This window comes from Achromobacter sp. (assembly GCF_032102605.1).
Classification (GTDB): domain Bacteria; phylum Pseudomonadota; class Gammaproteobacteria; order Burkholderiales; family Burkholderiaceae_B; genus Achromobacter.
Window position 1 is genome coordinate 42,752 of the sequence record NZ_DAMDGT010000017.1, and the last position, 15,452, is coordinate 58,203.

General features: G+C 65.9%; 13 protein-coding genes and 1 tRNA gene. 4 read left to right on the top strand and 10 right to left on the bottom strand.

Translation table 11 applies throughout. The features are described from left to right. Window positions 1–171: 171 nt before the first annotated feature. Window positions 172–247 (top strand) — tRNA-Phe (locus RT614_RS25540). A gap of 155 nt (window positions 248–402) precedes the next feature. Here RT614_RS25540 and RT614_RS25545 read toward each other — a convergent pair. Then, window positions 403–1,086: a hypothetical protein gene (locus RT614_RS25545; RefSeq protein ID WP_313625027.1), complete on the bottom strand. Its 684-nt coding sequence runs from the start codon at window positions 1,084–1,086 to the stop codon at window positions 403–405. After that, a complete protein-coding gene (locus tag RT614_RS25550) occupies window positions 1,073–1,621 on the bottom strand; it encodes a hypothetical protein (RefSeq protein ID WP_313625029.1) in 549 nt (182 codons plus the stop codon). Before RT614_RS25550 ends, RT614_RS25545 begins: the two co-directional genes overlap by 14 nt. A gap of 403 nt (window positions 1,622–2,024) precedes the next feature. Here RT614_RS25550 and RT614_RS25555 point away from each other — a divergent pair, with 403 nt between their 5' ends. After that, window positions 2,025–4,415, top strand: coding sequence for a mechanosensitive ion channel family protein (locus tag RT614_RS25555; RefSeq protein ID WP_313625031.1), 2,391 nt, complete (start codon window positions 2,025–2,027; stop codon window positions 4,413–4,415). 18 nt (window positions 4,416–4,433) lie between these two features. Here RT614_RS25555 and RT614_RS25560 read toward each other — a convergent pair whose 3' ends face one another. Beyond that, complete coding sequence (locus tag RT614_RS25560; protein ID WP_313625033.1) at window positions 4,434–4,904, bottom strand: Lrp/AsnC family transcriptional regulator; 471 nt, start codon at window positions 4,902–4,904, stop codon at window positions 4,434–4,436. Window positions 4,905–5,095: 191 nt separating this feature from the next. Here RT614_RS25560 and RT614_RS25565 point away from each other — a divergent pair, with 191 nt between their 5' ends. Next, on the top strand, window positions 5,096–5,740 hold the full coding sequence (locus RT614_RS25565) for a LysE family translocator (RefSeq protein WP_313625035.1): 645 nt from the start codon (window positions 5,096–5,098) through the stop codon (window positions 5,738–5,740). 60 nt (window positions 5,741–5,800) lie between these two features. Further along, window positions 5,801–6,709, top strand: coding sequence for a DMT family transporter (locus RT614_RS25570; protein ID WP_313625037.1), 909 nt, complete (start codon window positions 5,801–5,803; stop codon window positions 6,707–6,709). A gap of 75 nt (window positions 6,710–6,784) precedes the next feature. Here the strand turns inward: RT614_RS25570 and RT614_RS25575 are convergent, their stop codons facing one another. The 7 genes from RT614_RS25575 to RT614_RS25605 form a co-directional block, all read right to left on the bottom strand. Further along, window positions 6,785–7,360: a hypothetical protein gene (locus RT614_RS25575; RefSeq protein WP_313625038.1), complete on the bottom strand. Its 576-nt coding sequence runs from the start codon at window positions 7,358–7,360 to the stop codon at window positions 6,785–6,787. 108 nt (window positions 7,361–7,468) lie between these two features. Then, window positions 7,469–8,428: a tripartite tricarboxylate transporter substrate binding protein gene (locus tag RT614_RS25580; protein WP_313625039.1), complete on the bottom strand. Its 960-nt coding sequence runs from the start codon at window positions 8,426–8,428 to the stop codon at window positions 7,469–7,471. Window positions 8,429–8,485: 57 nt separating this feature from the next. Then, a complete protein-coding gene (gene otnI, locus RT614_RS25585; RefSeq protein ID WP_313625041.1) occupies window positions 8,486–9,271 on the bottom strand; it encodes a 2-oxo-tetronate isomerase in 786 nt (261 codons plus the stop codon). Window positions 9,272–9,354: 83 nt separating this feature from the next. Beyond that, window positions 9,355–11,370, bottom strand: coding sequence for a TonB-dependent receptor domain-containing protein (locus tag RT614_RS25590; protein ID WP_313625042.1), 2,016 nt, complete (start codon window positions 11,368–11,370; stop codon window positions 9,355–9,357). 303 nt (window positions 11,371–11,673) lie between these two features. After that, complete coding sequence (locus RT614_RS25595) at window positions 11,674–12,723, bottom strand: ABC transporter substrate-binding protein (protein WP_313625043.1); 1,050 nt, start codon at window positions 12,721–12,723, stop codon at window positions 11,674–11,676. A gap of 91 nt (window positions 12,724–12,814) precedes the next feature. After that, complete coding sequence (locus RT614_RS25600; protein ID WP_313625044.1) at window positions 12,815–13,792, bottom strand: GTP-binding protein; 978 nt, start codon at window positions 13,790–13,792, stop codon at window positions 12,815–12,817. Then, window positions 13,792–15,450 carry an amidohydrolase family protein gene (locus RT614_RS25605; RefSeq protein ID WP_313625045.1) on the bottom strand — a complete coding sequence of 553 codons (1,659 nt, stop codon included), beginning with the start codon at window positions 15,448–15,450 and terminating at the stop codon, window positions 13,792–13,794. The genes RT614_RS25600 and RT614_RS25605 overlap by 1 nt, the downstream gene beginning before the upstream one ends. Window positions 15,451–15,452 lie beyond the last annotated feature (2 nt).

A 15,452-nucleotide genomic window follows, 5' to 3' on the forward strand; every position in this document is an offset into this window, starting at 1 on the left:
GAGGATTGAAAATCCTTGTGTCGGTGGTTCGATTCCGCCCCAGGCCACCAAAAGAATTTCCGGGAACCTCGGTTCCCACGAAAAACCCAGCCATAGCGCTGGGTTTTTTGTTGGCTGTGCGGGCCCCGCGCCCGCTGCCCCGACAATTTGTGTATAGTTGCGGGCTTCGTTGGCCTGGTAGCTCAGTCGGTAGAGCAGAGGATTGAAAATCCTTGTGTCGGTGGTTCGATTCCGCCCCAGGCCACCAAAAGATTCAAGCACTCAGCCCCGCCCGGTATCACTACGGCGGGGCTTTTTGCTTTGGTCTGGCCGGCTTTTCATTCATCGGTCACGCTTCTTCGAGACGTCCCATGCCAACATGCGATTGAGCACCGCGGCCAAATCGGCCTTCTTGATCAAGGTTCATTGACCCAAGGTGTTAAGGCGCTCCATGACCACGCCGGCGCGCTCCGGCTCGGCGATGAGACCCGGCAGCACATTGGCAAAGTCCGGATTTTTAGCAAGATGAATGAAGGCAGCTCCAACGGCGTGCCGCAATTCAACCGGTGCGGCGGCCATTTCCACGACCAGTTCATCTCGACCATCTATGATGTTCAGCACATCTTCCAGGTCATGGCTGTTCATGAAGTCGCCGCCGCCTCGGCCCGCAAAAGCCTCCATCTTGGTGGCGACAAACGCCACGGCACTTATCAGACGAATAGTGACGCCTGAGCCCAGATCCACGATACCGGCAGTCTCGACCGCGTAGGGGTACCAGCGATTGGAAAAGCCCAGAACCTCCGGCTGAACGGGCATGAGGTCAAACGGCACCCCGGATTCCTTGTGTACCCATCGGCAAATGATCTCGCTGCTCACATCGCGCACGAATCCGCGCGCGGCGACCGCTTCTTCGAACCGATGAAACACGGCGCGATCTGCCTCCACTACGGCATCCACGTCGCGCGTTGCGCGTACGGCGTCCGCCAATGGGTCCGTGATCAGGAGGCCCGCGACGGCTCCCCCGACAAACACCACTTGCTCGCGCAATTCGCCCAGCGCTTCGGCGATGCTGCGCAAATAGGGAAGATTCGGATCATTCGCCCGCATCAGCAACTCCCGTGTCAACGCTCATGATTTCGGTCTCCATCAGTTTGGCGGCCAACGTCCGCTCGCGAGCGCGACCGGCTCGCAAGGCATCCAACAGGGCCAGCAATCGGTGAAGGGCCGGGTCCGCAAGCGCTGCCTGTGGCGCGGTGCGGTACAAGGGCGAAAGCGTGGGTCCTTTCGCCATGCCCGAAGGATGCGCCCAGACGGGCGCGTCCGCAGGCGCGGCTGTCAAATGGCTGGCAAGAGGCTCGGCCCCAAACGCGGTCGGCACACCGCGCTTGACCGGCCCTGGCATGGCCGGCCAAACATAGCGCACGCCGTGCACGGCAAACTCCAGGATGCTGGTGCGTACCGGTGACCATTCGCCACGCGCCGGCGCGACCGCCAGACCGGATGCCACGGCGCGTTTGACACTCGCGTGGGTTTCCGAGCCGCTCATGAACAGCGCCTCGCCCAACATTGCATATGTCCAACGGCGAGGGGGGTGAGCGGCCACCTTCAACAACACCAGCAGGTCTTGCGGTTTCAGTTCCATTTGATTGCCGTATTCGCTATTCGCGAATTACGAATATCGCCGATGGGACGGCTTAATGCAAGTGCAGAGGCCAAGGCATGAAGTGCGCTCCCATCCTGACAGGGGAACGCACCCAGACGATCTCCGCCGGCTCAGCTTAAAAGCAGGCCGAGATGAAGCGGCCCGCCGACCTGGATTACGCCCCTCTTTTTGCGGCCAGCATTTCGCGATATCGTGACATGCCGCCGTCCCCCAGTAGATTCCGCCCCCTTGGCCGCTAGTCCGTCGTCTACAACGGAGTCGCGATATGCGCCCCCGCGCACGAATCCTCTTCTGCTTGTTTGGACTGGCCCTGGGATGGGCGCGCGCAGCGTTTGCAGCGGACGTGCCTGCGCCCGCCGCGCCGGCGCCGGCTGCGATTCAGATGGCCGACATCCCCCTGCGCGCGGATACCGACCTGCGCTATGCCGAAGGCGTGCTGCAGCGCGCCGCCACGGCGAATCCCGTTTCGTCGTTCATGCCCCCGCTTGATGTGATCGCGCAGTCGGTGGATGAAAAGCTCTACGAATTCCAGCCGGCCAAACTGCGCAACCTTCCCATCCTGCGGCTGGAAAGCCTTGAGCGGCACTGGCTCTTCGACGTCCGCCGGCTGGCGCGATGGCAGGCCGACATGCGGCAGGCGACGGCGTGGTACGCCAGCGACGCGGCCGAACTGGTGCGGCGGCGCACCGCCTGGCAGGCGATCAAAGACGCGCCCGGCGCAGCCGGGCTGCCCGCCGCCCTGTCCGATCGCATCGAGGTGGTGATCGCTCAATTGACGGCAGCCGGCCAGGCGCTGTCCGGCCCACTGTCCCACCAGGTCGAACTGGAGCAGCGCGCCAACGCCATCGAAGAACAGATCAAGGCTGGCCAGCGGGTGGTGACCGATGCAATCGACTACGTCGACGCCCGTCTGCTGCGCGTCGATTCGCCGCCGTTATGGGCGCTGACGACCTCTGCCGGCTCTGATCAGGACACGCTGGCCCTGCTTCGGGACGGGCTGGATATCGAATTGCGCTTCGCCCGAGAATATGGCGCAGCGGGCGCAAGCAACCAGCGCGCGCTGCACGCGTTGCAGTTGCTGCTGCTGCCTTTGCTGCTGTGGCTGGCCCACAAGAGCCGCAACGCGATCCGAACCGGCGTCATGAGCGAGACCGCTGCAGGCGTGCTGGGCCGGCCGCTATCCACGTGGGTGCTGCTGTCCATGCTGGGAGTGCTGGCGCTGGAGCCGGACGCGCCGCTGATGGTGCAGCAGATCGCCATGGTGCTGGCCGCCGTGCCGGTCCTGCGTCTGCTTCCGCCTTCCAGCCGCCGGCATCTTGATCATTGGCCCCGCGTGATCACGGCGCTTTTCCTGGCCGAGCGGCTGGGTTTTTTGTTCCTGGCCAATACCCTGTTCTACCGCATATCCACCGTTGCGATGACGGCCCTGGCGCTGGCGGCCATCCTGTGGCTGCTGGCGCGCGGGCGGCGCCATGCGTATCCGCCGGGGTCCGAGCGCCTGGTGCGCACCTTGCGCGCCGTGGCCTGGGGCGCGGCCGCCCTCTTGTGCGTATCCTTGAGCGCGAACCTGATCGGCAACGTGTCGTTGTCTGAAATGCTGACCAGCGGGATCATCGGCAGCGGCTACCTGGGCCTGGTGCTTTACGCGGGCGTTACCGTCATCATCACCTTGCTGCAATTACTGTTGGCGCGCCAGGGCATATCGCGGTTCAGGCTGGCGCGCGAACACGCGCCGCCCGTCGTGCAACTGCTCATCCGCCTGTTGACGGCCGCAGCGGTCGTGGGCTGGGCGCTTTATACGATGGACCGCTTCCGCGTGCTGCGCGCCACCTACGCCGTCGTGGTGCAAGTGCTGTCGTACACCCTGGAAATCGGGCAGATCTCGATCAGCCTGGGCAACATCCTGATCTTCGTGATCTCGGTGGTGATCGCGTTCTGGGCGGCGCGCACGATCCGCCTGATCCTGCACGACGAATTGCTGACCCGCATGTCGCTGCCGCGCGGCGTGGGCAACAGCATCGCGTCGCTGACGTACTACCTGGTGCTGCTGCTGGGCCTGGGCGTCGCGCTGTCCGCGGCGGGCTTTCAGACCAGCCAGCTGACCATCGTGTTCGGCGCGTTGGGCGTGGGGATCGGATTCGGCCTGCAAGCCGTGGTGAACAATTTCGTGTCGGGTCTGATCCTGATGTTCGAACGCCCCATCCAGCCGGGCGACGTGGTCGAAATCGGCGGCACGTCAGGCCAGGTGCGAGACATCGGCATGCGCGCCACGCGCATCAAGACCTTTGAAGGCGCCGACGTCATCGTGCCCAACGGCACCCTGCTCTCCGACAAGCTGATCAACTGGACCATGCTGGACCGCAGCCGGCGCATCGAGATCAGCATCGGCCTGGCCTACGGCACGGAGCCGCGGCAGGTGCTCGAACTGCTGGACAGCCTGGCGCGGGAGACGCCGGGTGTGGTGACGGAGCCCCCGCCCATGGTGCTGTTCATGGGTTTTGGCGCCAGCACGCTGGATTTCAGCCTGCGCGCGTGGACATACGACTTCGACCGGTGGATCGAGATCCGCAGCGACCTCTTGGCGCGGATGTATGACGCGCTGAGAGAGGCGGGCATCGAGATTCCGTTTCCGCAACGGGACCTGCACCTGCGCAGCGTTTCGGAAGAGGCTGGCCGGACGCTGGCCGCCACGCGGCCGCCAGGTTCAGCTCCCGATCCCGCCCCCGATTCCGTTTCCGCCCCGTTCGACGCCCCGCCCCCACGGCCTCGCTGATCGGCCAGGCAGCCGAAGTCAGACGCCCGTCGCGACCGGCACCGTCAACCCATTCTTCACCCGGCTCATCACCACCAGCGTGGAAAACCGCTTTACGTTGGGATTGCCCCAGAAATGCCGCTGCGCGAAGACCTCGTATTCCGCCATGTCGCGCATGGTCAGCGTCAGCACGAAATCGACCTCGCCCGTGACGGACAGGCATTGCATGATTTCAGGCGCCCCCTGCATGGCGCGCTTGAACAGGTCCAGCTTGTCGGCCCGCTCGCTTTCCAGGGACACCAGCACGACCATGGTGATTCCACGTCCCACTGCGGCGGGATCCACCACAGACACGTCGGCGGTGACCACCTTCGATTCCCGCAGGCGCTTCATCCGCCGCAGGCACGACACGGGCGACAGGTTCACGCGCTGCGCGACGTCCTGGCTGGTGCGCTGGTTGTCTTCCTGCATGCTCTGCAGGATCTGGAGGTCGAAATCGTCTAGTTCCATGGGTGTCTCGGGACGCAAGCCGGCGGTCTGGCACGGCCTTGGGCAGATTTTAATCTTGGCCGCGATGAAAACCTGCGCGATTTAGACGGGAACCTTCATTTCGCGACCCCGGGATGCAGGAAATATTCATGCCGCTTGCTTACACTGGGAGCCCTCCGCCCGCCTCGCGGGATACCCAGCCGCACCCTGCAATGCCCTCACTCCAGCTTTTCCTGCTGTTCCTCGCCGCCGATGCGGCGCTCAAGCTTACGCCCGGCCCGGACATGGCGCTGACGTTGTCCAGGGGCATGACCCAGGGGTTCCGGCCAGCTTTCCACAGCGTGCTGGGCAACGTGGCGGCGGGATTCATCCAGGTGCCTGCCGTGGTGCTCGGCCTGGCGTCGGTGCTGCGCGCCTTCCCCACCCTGTTCGTCGGCATCAAGGCGGCAGGCGGTTTGTACCTGGGCTATCTTGGCATCAAGGCGATTGTCCGATGCGCCCGGTCGGCCGAGGTTTCGCTGGCGGCGCGCCCGGGCGACGCGCGCGACGCCTTCTGGCAAGGATTCATCACCAACCTGCTGAACCCGAAGGTGCTGCTGTTCATGATCGCCTTCCTGCCCCAGTTCACCACGCCGGACAACGGACCGGTCTGGGTGCAGATGTTGGTGCTGGGCGTAACGATGAAGGCGCTGAGCCTGCCGTACGGCAGCTTCTTCGCGTATGGCGCGTCGCGCATCCGCGGGTGGGTCGGACGCAATCCGTGGTTCCTGCGGGCGCAGCAGGGCCTGCTGGGCGCCATCATGCTGGGGCTGGCGCTGTATGTGCTTTACTCCACCGCCTCGAATCCGTTGCCCTGAGCGTCCGGCACGACAGACGTTCCCGCTTTTCCCTGAACCGCCACGCATGACGCCAGCCCCATGACCGCCGCCACCTTGAACAACGGACACAACGACTCCGCGTCCACCCTGCTTCCCACCCTGTCGCTGATCGGCGCGATGGCCTCGCTGTGCGTGGGCACCTCGTTCGCCAAATCGCTGTTTCCGGAAGTGGGCGCGCAGGGCACGACGGCGTATCGCATCGTCATCGGCGCCATCATCCTGCTGGCGTTCTGGCGGCCGTGGCGCTTCCCGTTGACCCGCCAAAACGCCGCCAAGATCGCGCTGTACGGGGTGACGCTGGCGTGCATGAACCTGCTGTTCTACATGGCGCTGCGCACCTTGCCGCTGGGCGTGGCGATCGCCATCGAATTCACGGGGCCCTTGACGCTGGCCGTGGTGCTGTCGCGCCGCGCCATCGACTTCGTCTGGATCGCCTGCGCGCTGGCGGGCCTGATCCTGCTGATTCCCACCGGGCAGTCCGTCCACGACCTGGACCCCGAGGGGATTGCCTACGCGCTGGGCGCCGCCGTGTGCTGGGCGCTGTACATCATCTTTGGCAAGAAAGCCGGCAACGTGCATGGCGGCCAGGCGACATCGCTGGGGCTGCTGGCCGCGGCCATGGTCGCGCTGCCCATCGGCGCGGCGCACGCCGGCATGGCCCTGCTCGACCCCAAGCTGGTTCTGGCCGGCATCGGCGTCGGCATCCTGTCCAGCGCGCTGCCGTATTCGCTGGAAATGGTGGCGCTGCGGCGCCTGCCGCAAAAGACGTTCGGCGTGCTGCTCAGCATGGAACCGGCCATGGGCGCCCTGGCCGGCGTGATCGTGCTGAACGAACACCTGTCCCAGACCCAGTGGCTGGCCATCTGCGGGATCATCGTGGCGTCGGCGGGCTGCGCGGCGACGGCGCAGCGCAGCCGCAAGGCGGCTCCCGTGCCGGCGCCGGATTGAAAAACTGCGCGGCCTCCGGCGCATGCCGGAGGCCGAAGCACGTCCTACACGCAAACGACAGGAAATACCCAGCGATCAGCCAAAGTGCGGTTCGCGTTGAGGCGGCGCCAGCGGATCGAAGTCTTCCCAGTGGTTGTTGCGCCAGCGGCCATTGGCGTGTTCCACGTCCGCCCCGCCCGCTTCCCGCAGGATGCGGCACGCCAGGACCTCGCGTTGCGGCCGCGTGCGCACCGCGACCATCACGCCCGCCTGGCGGATCTCAGCGTGTGCGTCGGGATTGAAGTGACCGTGCTGGGTCGTACCGTGGCCCGTCACCCATAGCGCGCCAAACAGCGACCCCAGGTACGCGCCCACGCCAGCAGCGGCCAGTATGGCCGCGGTCGAATCGCTCACTTCCGCCGCCACGAAACCGCTGAACACCGCGAACACGGCGCCCACGCCACCCGCGCCCAGATAAGCGCCCATGTCGGCGCGGCCGGAATCGGGATCGGAACGCCGGTCTCCGCCATACGGGAAGCGCCCATGCTCGCCGGCGGGATTGACGTAGAAGGTATGGATATCCCAATCGGGAAAGCCGCTGGTGGCAAGGCGGCCGGCGGCGGCTTTCGCCGCCTCGAAGCCCTCGAATCGGGCAGCTACGATCAAAGACATGGCAGTCTCCTCGCCCGGATGCCGGGCCGGATGCTCATCGTTTTATCGTACGCCCGCAACGTCCGGGCGAACGCAGCCGTTACACCTTGCCGCGGCTGTTACCCCGGCTCATTGGGCGGAGATTTTCTTGGTTCGTATGACCGCACCCCAGCGCTCGTACTCCTGCCGCACATAGCGCTCGAAGGCCCGTGGTGTGCTGCCGGTGGGCTCCATGCCTTGCAGCGTCAACTGCTGCGCGACGTTCGGCGACTGCAGCGCTTTCACGATCGCCTGGCTCAGCCTTTCGACGATGGGTTCTGGCGTGCCGGCGGGCGCCACCACGCCCTGCCAGGCCGCAGCCTCGAAGGCCGGCCCGCCAGCCTGGGCGAAAGTCGGCACGTCTGGCAGTTGATCCGACCGTTGCGCGGCGGGCACGGCAATGGCGCGCAGCCTTCCCGCCTGGATCAGCGGACGCGCGGCGGCCAGGTCAGCCATCATCATCGGCACCACGCCCGCAGCCACGTCCTGCAGCGCGGGCGGCGTGCCCTTGTACGGCACCGCCGTCGCGCGGCCGGCGATCGTTTCCATGAACAGCTCCATCGCCAGATGGTGCGGGCTGCCCACGCCCAGCGACGCATAGCTGCCCGGCTCCGCGCGCTTCAGATACGCTTTGACGTCAGCCAGCGTGTGCAAACCCGAATCCGGCGAAACAACCAGCACGATGGGCAGCATCACCAGCGTGGATACTGGCGTCAGCTGTTTTTGCGGGTCGTAAGGCAGCTCGGTGTACAGCCAGGGATTGAGGGCCAGCGTGCTCATGCCGGCCGTCAGCACCGTGTAGCCGTCCGGATCGGCGCGCGCGGCTTCCTGCGCGGCGACGATCGTGGCCGCGCCCGGACGGTTTTCGACCACCACGGCCTGCCCCAGGGTTTCGCCGACATGACGGGCAACGATGCGAGTGGCGATGTCGCTGCCGCCGCCCGCACTGAAAGGCACGAGCCAGCGGATGGGACGTTCGGGATAGTCGGCTGCCAGCGACGCCGCCGGCGCGGCAGCGGCCAGCGCCGCCGACAAAAGCATGCGCAGCATGCCTGGAAACATAACGGGAACTCCTTTTGATGCCTGCCCGGCGGTGCGGACGATCGACTACGCCCGGGCGGCGCCCAGCCAGCGCAGACCCGCGGACGTCATGCCCGCGGGACGGTATTCGCAGCCGATCCAGCCGCCATATTGCAGTTCGCGCAGCACGTTGAAGATCCAGCCGTAATCCAGTTCGCCGCGGTCCGGCTCCTGACGCAACGGCACGCCCGCGATCTGAATGTGCCCGACCCGGCCCGTGGGAAGGTATTCGCGCAGCTTCATGGTGACGTCGCCCTCGACGATCTGGCAATGGTACAGGTCCATCTGCACCTTCAGGTTGGGCGCGTTGACCGCCTGCACGATGGCATGGGCTTCGTCCTGGCGGTTCAGGAAGTAGCCCGGGATGTCGCGGGTGTTGATGGGTTCGATCAGCAACGTAACGCCCGCCGAGCGCGCCTCGCGGGCCGCCCAGTCAAGGTTCGCGTGATAGCAGTCCAGCATGGCCTCGCGCGACCCGTCCGGCGGAGCCACGCCTGCCATCACGTGGATGTTGGAGCACGACAGCGCCGTCGCATAGGACAGCGCCTGTTCGATGCCCGCCTGGAACTCCGCCTGCCGGCCGGGCAACGCGGCCAGCCCGCGATCACCCTGGGCGGTGATGCCGGGCGGCGCATTGAACAACACCTGCGCCACGCCGGCGGCATCCATGCGCTCGCGCACGAAAGCGGCCGGCGCTTCATAGGGAAACATGCATTCCACGCCGGCGTAGCCGTCGGCGGCGGCAGCCGCATAGCGGTCCAGGAACGCATGTTCCGTGTACATCATCGACAGATTGGCGGCGAACTTCAGCATGGCGGGCTCCTGGCGCATTATGCCGCCGCCGGCGGCGGCATCGGGCGAAAATATCACAGCCCGACGCCGCCCCCAAGCACCAATCAGTACGTCATGCGCACGCCCAGCAGCACGCTGCGGCCGGGCAGGGGCGCCACCGACGAAATGAACGACGCATGGTTGTAGGCCAGCTTGTTCAGCAGGTTGGTGCCCCGCAGAAAGACCTCGTAGCCGGTCGCGCCATACTGCCCGCGATAGGCCACGACCGCGTTGACCATGTTGTAGCCAGGCGTCGTGTCTTCGTAGGCCGCAATGTCCTTCTGCGCGAAGACGCGCGCGTACTCGACGCCGCCCGACCACTGCTGCCAGTTCACGTTGCCCCGCACACCCGCCCGAGCGGCCGGGATGCGCGGCAGATTGCCGTCGCCACCCGTCAGCTTGCCGCGCACGTAGTCCCCGAACACCGCCGCCGAAAACACCGGCGTGAACTGGTGGCGCAACTCGCCTTCCACACCCGTGAATTCCGCATCCTGCTGCGTGTATTCGATCAGGCGGAAATCCTCGTAGCGGTCCAGCGTATTGGCGTAGATGTAGTTCTTCACGCGGTTGTGGAACACGCTGGCCGAGAACGTCGTGTCGCCGGAATGCTTGCGCAGCGTCAGGTCGATGTTGTGCGACGTTTCGCGAGTCAGGTCCGGGTTGCCCAGTTCGTACGTGTTGGTGGCCAGGTGGACGCCGTCCGCGTACAGTTCCTGGGCGTTCGGCAGGCGCTGCGAACGCGACAGCGACAGGGCCACCGAATACTGGGGCGCGAAGTCCCAGATCGCGGCCGCCGACAAAGACGTGCCCGACATGTTGCTGCGCGGCGCGCCGCCCGACGGCGAGACGCGCTGCCAATCCTGGCGCGCGCCCAGCTCGAAGCGCCAGTCGTTCAACTGGTATTCCTCCAGCACGAACAGCCCTGTCGAGCGCGTCTTGCTGGGCGGCAGGAACGCCTCTTCACCTTCGGCGCTGAAGTCGCTATAGGCGTTCTGCAGGCCGATCACGCCGCGCCAGCCCGCGATGGGCTTGTGCTGCAATTCGACGCGCACGTCGTAGCCCTTGTTCTTGAAACGCGTGCCGACTTCGCCGCCTTCGATCTCGTCGTGCTGGTAATCCGTCAACCCGCCGCGAAAGCGGATCTTTTCGAATCCGGCGAACGGATCCTGGTATTCGGCGCGCAGGTCCACCCGATTGCTGCGCAGCTTCACGTAGGGCACGCCGCCATGCTCGTGGTCGTGATCGTGGTCGTGGCCTTCTTCGCCCTCGTGGTCGTGGTCATGCCCGCCGCAGTGCAGATGCGTGCCATGCGGATGGCAGCCTTCGTACTCGTGGTTATGCCCCGGCAGCCCATACTCGCTCTCCAGATGCGTGAACGCCACGCCCACGTAGCCGCGCGGCGTGATCCACGACATGCCGACCGAGCCCTGAGTCGATTCGCTGTACGAGCCTTCCAGCTTGCCCCCGGGCCAGTCCGGCACGTCATAGTCGCTGGTGCGACGCTTCATGCCCTCGACGCGCACGGCGAACTGGCCTTCGCCCGCGGTGATGCCGACGGCCCCGGCGCGCTCCTTGGTGCCGGTCGCGCCGCGCAGTTCCGCCTCGGCCGCGATGCCTTTCTCGGGCACTTCGACCGGGATCTTCTTGTCGATCACATTGACGACGCCGCCGATCGCCCCGCCGCCATACAGCAGCGTGGCCGGGCCGCGCAGCACTTCGATGCGGTCGGCCAGCAGGGGCTCGACGGTCACCGCGTGATCGGGGGAAATGGCCGACGCGTCCATCACTTCGGACCCATCCGACAGCACCTTCACGCGTGGGGCGGTCTGCCCGCGGATCACCGGCCGGCTGGCGCCGCCGCCGAACGTGTCGCTGTTCACGCCGGGCAGGTTCTTGAGCGTCTCGCCCAACGTGCCGTTGCGCTGCTCGACCAGCGCATCGCCCTCCAGCACCGAGGCCGGCGTCGTCGTGCTGTTCAAGTCCAGGCCCAGCGGATTGGCCGACACCGTGATGGGGGCCACGGTCTGCGCCCGCGCCGCCTCGGCTTCGGTCTGCGCCTGCGCGACGGGCGCCATCAACATCAATGAGCACACCAGCGGCCTCAAGGGCGCCCGGTGCCCCGCCCGGCGACGAACGGCCCTGCTGCTTGCTTTCCCGATCCCCTGCTTCTTACCTTTCATGTCGAATCTCTCGGATGTTATATCATTACAAATAGCAGGCGGATGATATAACATTTCATAACCAGTGCAAATGAACGGGTGAAGAGAATCGAACCCAGCCTGCGTCAATGGGGCGCGCCCGCAACAAAAAAGCGCGATCCCACAGGAATCGCGCTTCGATGCAGAACGGCCGACAAGCAGGACGGGCCAAAAGGCCCCTAAGCCTTACCCCGCCTTGAACTCCTTGTTCCAGAATTCCAGGATGTCCGCCTTCTTCTCCGTCAGTCCCTTCAGGTCATACGCGTGCAGCAGCTTGACCTCGGCATCGGAGAAGCCCACGCGCTTCAACGGTTCGGGCAGCGACGCGTTGGTCACGGTGGGCGCGTAGCCCATTTTCTCGGCAAACCCGATCTGTCCTTGCGGATCCAGCATGGCGTTCAGGTAGGCCCACGCCGCATCCTTGTTGCGGCTGTTCTTGGCGACGGCGGCCTCGAACGACACCGGCACCGAGCCCTCTTTGGGAATCACGAAGCCCAGCGGCAGGCCGCTGTCCTTCCATTGCAGCGCGCGCGCCTTCCACATGCACGCGATTGCAATTTCGCCGGACTTGAAGGCGGCGGCGACCGCCTCGTTGGACGGATAGATGCGGGGGGCATTGGGCTTGAGCTTGGCAAGAAAGCGCTTGCCGCCCTCGAAGTCCTTGGTGTTGCCGCCCGCGCCCAGGCCCACGAACACGGCGTTGTAGAGGTACAGAATGTCCGAAAAACCCACCTGTCCCTTCCATTTCGGATCAAGCAGCACTTCCAGGGAGTCGGGCGGCGTGGGGAATTTCTCGGTGTTGTAGACCAGGGTCATCGCGCTGAAGATGTGCGGAATCGAGTACGGCGTCTTCAGCGTGTCGATCGCGTTCGCCAGATTGGGCAGCTTCTTTACGTCTACAGGCTCCAGCGTGCCCGAACGCTCGGCGTCGTACATGTCGACTTCGCCCAGCAGCGCCACGTCCATGCTGCCGCGCCGCGAGTTCTTCTCGGCGCGCAGCTTGGTCACGCGCCCCACGGCGTTGCCGGTGTCGTACACCACCTTCACGTCCTGCTTGGCCACGATGGGATTGATGATCTGCTGCAGCAGGTTCTGGTAATCGCCGCCCCAGGTTCCCACCACGATTTCTTTTTCCGCGGCATTCGCCATGCCGGGCACCCAGCCCAGGGCGGGAGCCAGGGCCAGGCCGGAGGCCGTCTTGATGAAGCCACGGCGAGTCAGGTTTTTCTCTTGCATAACAACCTCGTATCGAAGGGAACAGACGACTTGCTGCGAAGCGCCGCGCGGCAGGCCATGCCCGGCCGCGTGGCTCTGAGTTCAATTTCGGTCACGCCAGCATCTCGACCGGCGAGTCAGGCGCCGACGCCCGGATCTCCTCGGTATCGATATCGCGCGCGATCACGATGATCGCCTCGCGCGCGTCGGGCTGCCGGGTCAGGCGCTGCGGCACGCTGAAGGTCGAGCCGACCGACTGGATCAATATGGGTTCCTCGCAATCGCTGACGCGCACCACCGCCTTGACGCGCAGAAGGCGCTCACCGCAGAGGCCGGCCAGGTTGTCCAGCCATTCGGAGAATTCCGTCCAGCTCGTTCCCGCTCGCGCGCGGGCCGCCATCACGCGGATGCGCGGATGCGCCGCGCCCTGCCCGCCCGCCGACAGCACCCGGGCCGCCAGTCCGGCCATGTCAGCCGTCCCTTGCGATGGCGAGAACGCCGCCTGCACGGCGCGCTGGCGGTCCGGGTCGGCGACAACGGATGCCAGCGGATTCAGGGCGACTGCGTGCGCGGCGCGGGCTTCCAGTCCACCTGGCGGCAACAGGTCGGTCTTGGTCAGGACGATGCGGTGGGCGGCGCCGAACTGGGCCATGGCCTCGTCCATTTCCGCCAGCGCGTCGGGATCGCGGCCGCAATCGTCGGTGCAGACCACCGTCAGGCGCAGGCCACGGCTTGCCAGCTCGGGATCCGCCAGCGACGCAATGATCGGGCCGGGCCGCGACAGCCCGCTGCATTCCAGGATGACTCGCTGCAACGGCCCCGCGCCCTCGGGACGCGGCGCATCCAGCAGCGCGCTCAGCGTGTACACCAGGTCGCTGCGCAGCGAGCAGCACACGCATCCGTTCGCCATCAGCGTCATCGGCACGTTGTCGCTCTCGTTGGCGACGATGGCCCCGTCCACGCCGACCTCGCCCGCTTCGTTGACGATCACGCCCGTGTCGCGGGAATCCGGATCGCGCAGGTAGTCCACCAGCAGCGTGGTCTTGCCGCTGCCCAAAAAACCGCACAGCAGGAACAGATCGACCGCCATCAGGAAGCGTCCTCGCCCGTATCGCACGGCGATCCGGCGGGCGCGCCGCCCGTCGGCGGCCGTTCGCCGTCCGGATCGTCAGCCCAGCTATCACTGACCATGGCCCGCACATCCGCAAGCAGCTCAGCCGTGTCATACACCACGCCGGACTTGATCGTGGTTTGCAGGCAGCGCTTCCATTCGACGTTGGCGGTGTCGTCGTTCAGGCGCATGGCGCCGGTGCCGAAGAGCAGCTTGAAGTCGGTCAAGGGGTTCTGGTCGTGGATCAGCAGGTCGGCGCGCTTCTGCACGTCGATGGAGCCGGTATCGTCGTCGATACCCAGCAGCGCCGCGCTGTGGGACGTGGCCGCCCGCAAGACCTCGATGGGGTGAAAGCCCGCTTCCTGCAGCAGCTCCAGCTCACGGATGAAGCCGAAACCGTAGATCTGGTAGATGAATCCCGAATCGCTGCCCGCGCAGACGCGGCCGCCCAGGTTCTTGTATTCGTTGATGAACTGCATCCACAGCCGGTAGTTCTGCTTCCATTCGATCTCGTTCGTGGTGCTCCAGCGATACCAGTACGCGCCATGCCCGCCGCGCTGCGGCTGGAAGTAGCGCCACACCGCCTTCCAGGTGTATTCGTCGTGCCAATCCGCCCGGCGCGCGCGCATCAGGTCGCGGTTGGCGTCGTAGATGTTGAAGGTGGGCACGAAGGTGTGCCCCAGCTCCAGGAACTCGTCCATGACCTGGCGCCACTTGGCCGACCCCGGCTGCGCCGCCTGCATGAAGGTCTGGCCCGCCACCGCGAAACGGTAGTACTCGTCGCTGTAGTTGTAGTCCGTGGGAAAGGACTGCACCACGCGGTCCTCGAACAGGGCCTCGGGCAGACCGTAGTAATGCTCGGAACTGGTCAGCCCCCAGCGTGCGGACTTCAGCGCGTTGACGCGCGTCACCGCCATCTGCGCATGGTGGCAGCCCGATCGCAGGCCCACCTTGGCGGCCTCGTCCAGCGCGGCTTCCATGATGGCGGGCGGCGCGCCGAAGAACTTGATGCCGTCCGCGCCGCGCGCAGCCAGCTTGCGCACCCACTCGCGGCCCTGTTCGGGCGTGTGGATGGTCTTGACGCGGTCATTCACCGCGGGGAAGACCGAGTGCACCACCATGCGCGGCGCCGCGATCTTGTTGGTGGCGGACAGCTCTCGCTGCTCCATCGTCCAGCCCAGGCCGCCCATCGCGCCCATCTCGCGCACGGTCGTCACGCCATGCGCCAGCCACAGCTTGTAGATGTAGTCGGCGGGCGGCACGATGCCGCTCATGGCGTGATACGGCGTGCCGATGTGCGCATGCGCGTCCACGAAGCCCGGCGTGACGAACTTGCCGTGGCAGTCGATCTCGTGGTCGCCTGGCCCTGGCCGCCGCTTGGGGTCGATGGCCTTGTGCGGCGTCCCCACGTTGACCAGCGCCGTGATCCGGTCGTTCTCGATCACGATGTCCACCGGCCCCCAGGGCGGCGCGCCCGTGCCGTCGATGATCGTGGCGCCGCGCAGGATCAGGCGCGGGAATGGCCCCAGCCCGCGATCGCGCGGCGCGGGCGCCGACGGCGGATGCCATCCCTTGGCGGCATTGACGTCGCGCGACTCCTCGCCGACTTCCGACTGCGAAAACGTGGGATCCGTCATGG

Coding starts and splice junctions, on each gene's coding strand:
- RT614_RS25595 (WP_313625043.1), bottom strand. CDS start 12,723: ATGCAAGAGAAAAACCTGACTCGCCGTGGCTTCATCAAGACGGCCTCC.
- RT614_RS25590 (WP_313625042.1), bottom strand. CDS start 11,370: ATGTTGATGGCGCCCGTCGCGCAGGCGCAGACCGAAGCCGAGGCGGCG.
- RT614_RS25580 (WP_313625039.1), bottom strand. CDS start 8,428: ATGCTGCGCATGCTTTTGTCGGCGGCGCTGGCCGCTGCCGCGCCGGCG.
- RT614_RS25570 (WP_313625037.1), top strand. CDS start 5,801: ATGACCGCCGCCACCTTGAACAACGGACACAACGACTCCGCGTCCACC.
- RT614_RS25555 (WP_313625031.1), top strand. CDS start 2,025: ATGGCCGACATCCCCCTGCGCGCGGATACCGACCTGCGCTATGCCGAA.
- RT614_RS25545 (WP_313625027.1), bottom strand. CDS start 1,086: ATGCGGGCGAATGATCCGAATCTTCCCTATTTGCGCAGCATCGCCGAA.
- RT614_RS25575 (WP_313625038.1), bottom strand. CDS start 7,360: ATGTCTTTGATCGTAGCTGCCCGATTCGAGGGCTTCGAGGCGGCGAAA.
- RT614_RS25565 (WP_313625035.1), top strand. CDS start 5,096: ATGCCCTCACTCCAGCTTTTCCTGCTGTTCCTCGCCGCCGATGCGGCG.
- RT614_RS25600 (WP_313625044.1), bottom strand. CDS start 13,792: ATGGCGGTCGATCTGTTCCTGCTGTGCGGTTTTTTGGGCAGCGGCAAG.
- otnI (WP_313625041.1), bottom strand. CDS start 9,271: ATGCTGAAGTTCGCCGCCAATCTGTCGATGATGTACACGGAACATGCG.
- RT614_RS25560 (WP_313625033.1), bottom strand. CDS start 4,904: ATGGAACTAGACGATTTCGACCTCCAGATCCTGCAGAGCATGCAGGAA.
- RT614_RS25550 (WP_313625029.1), bottom strand. CDS start 1,621: ATGGAACTGAAACCGCAAGACCTGCTGGTGTTGTTGAAGGTGGCCGCT.
- RT614_RS25605 (WP_313625045.1), bottom strand. CDS start 15,450: ATGACGGATCCCACGTTTTCGCAGTCGGAAGTCGGCGAGGAGTCGCGC.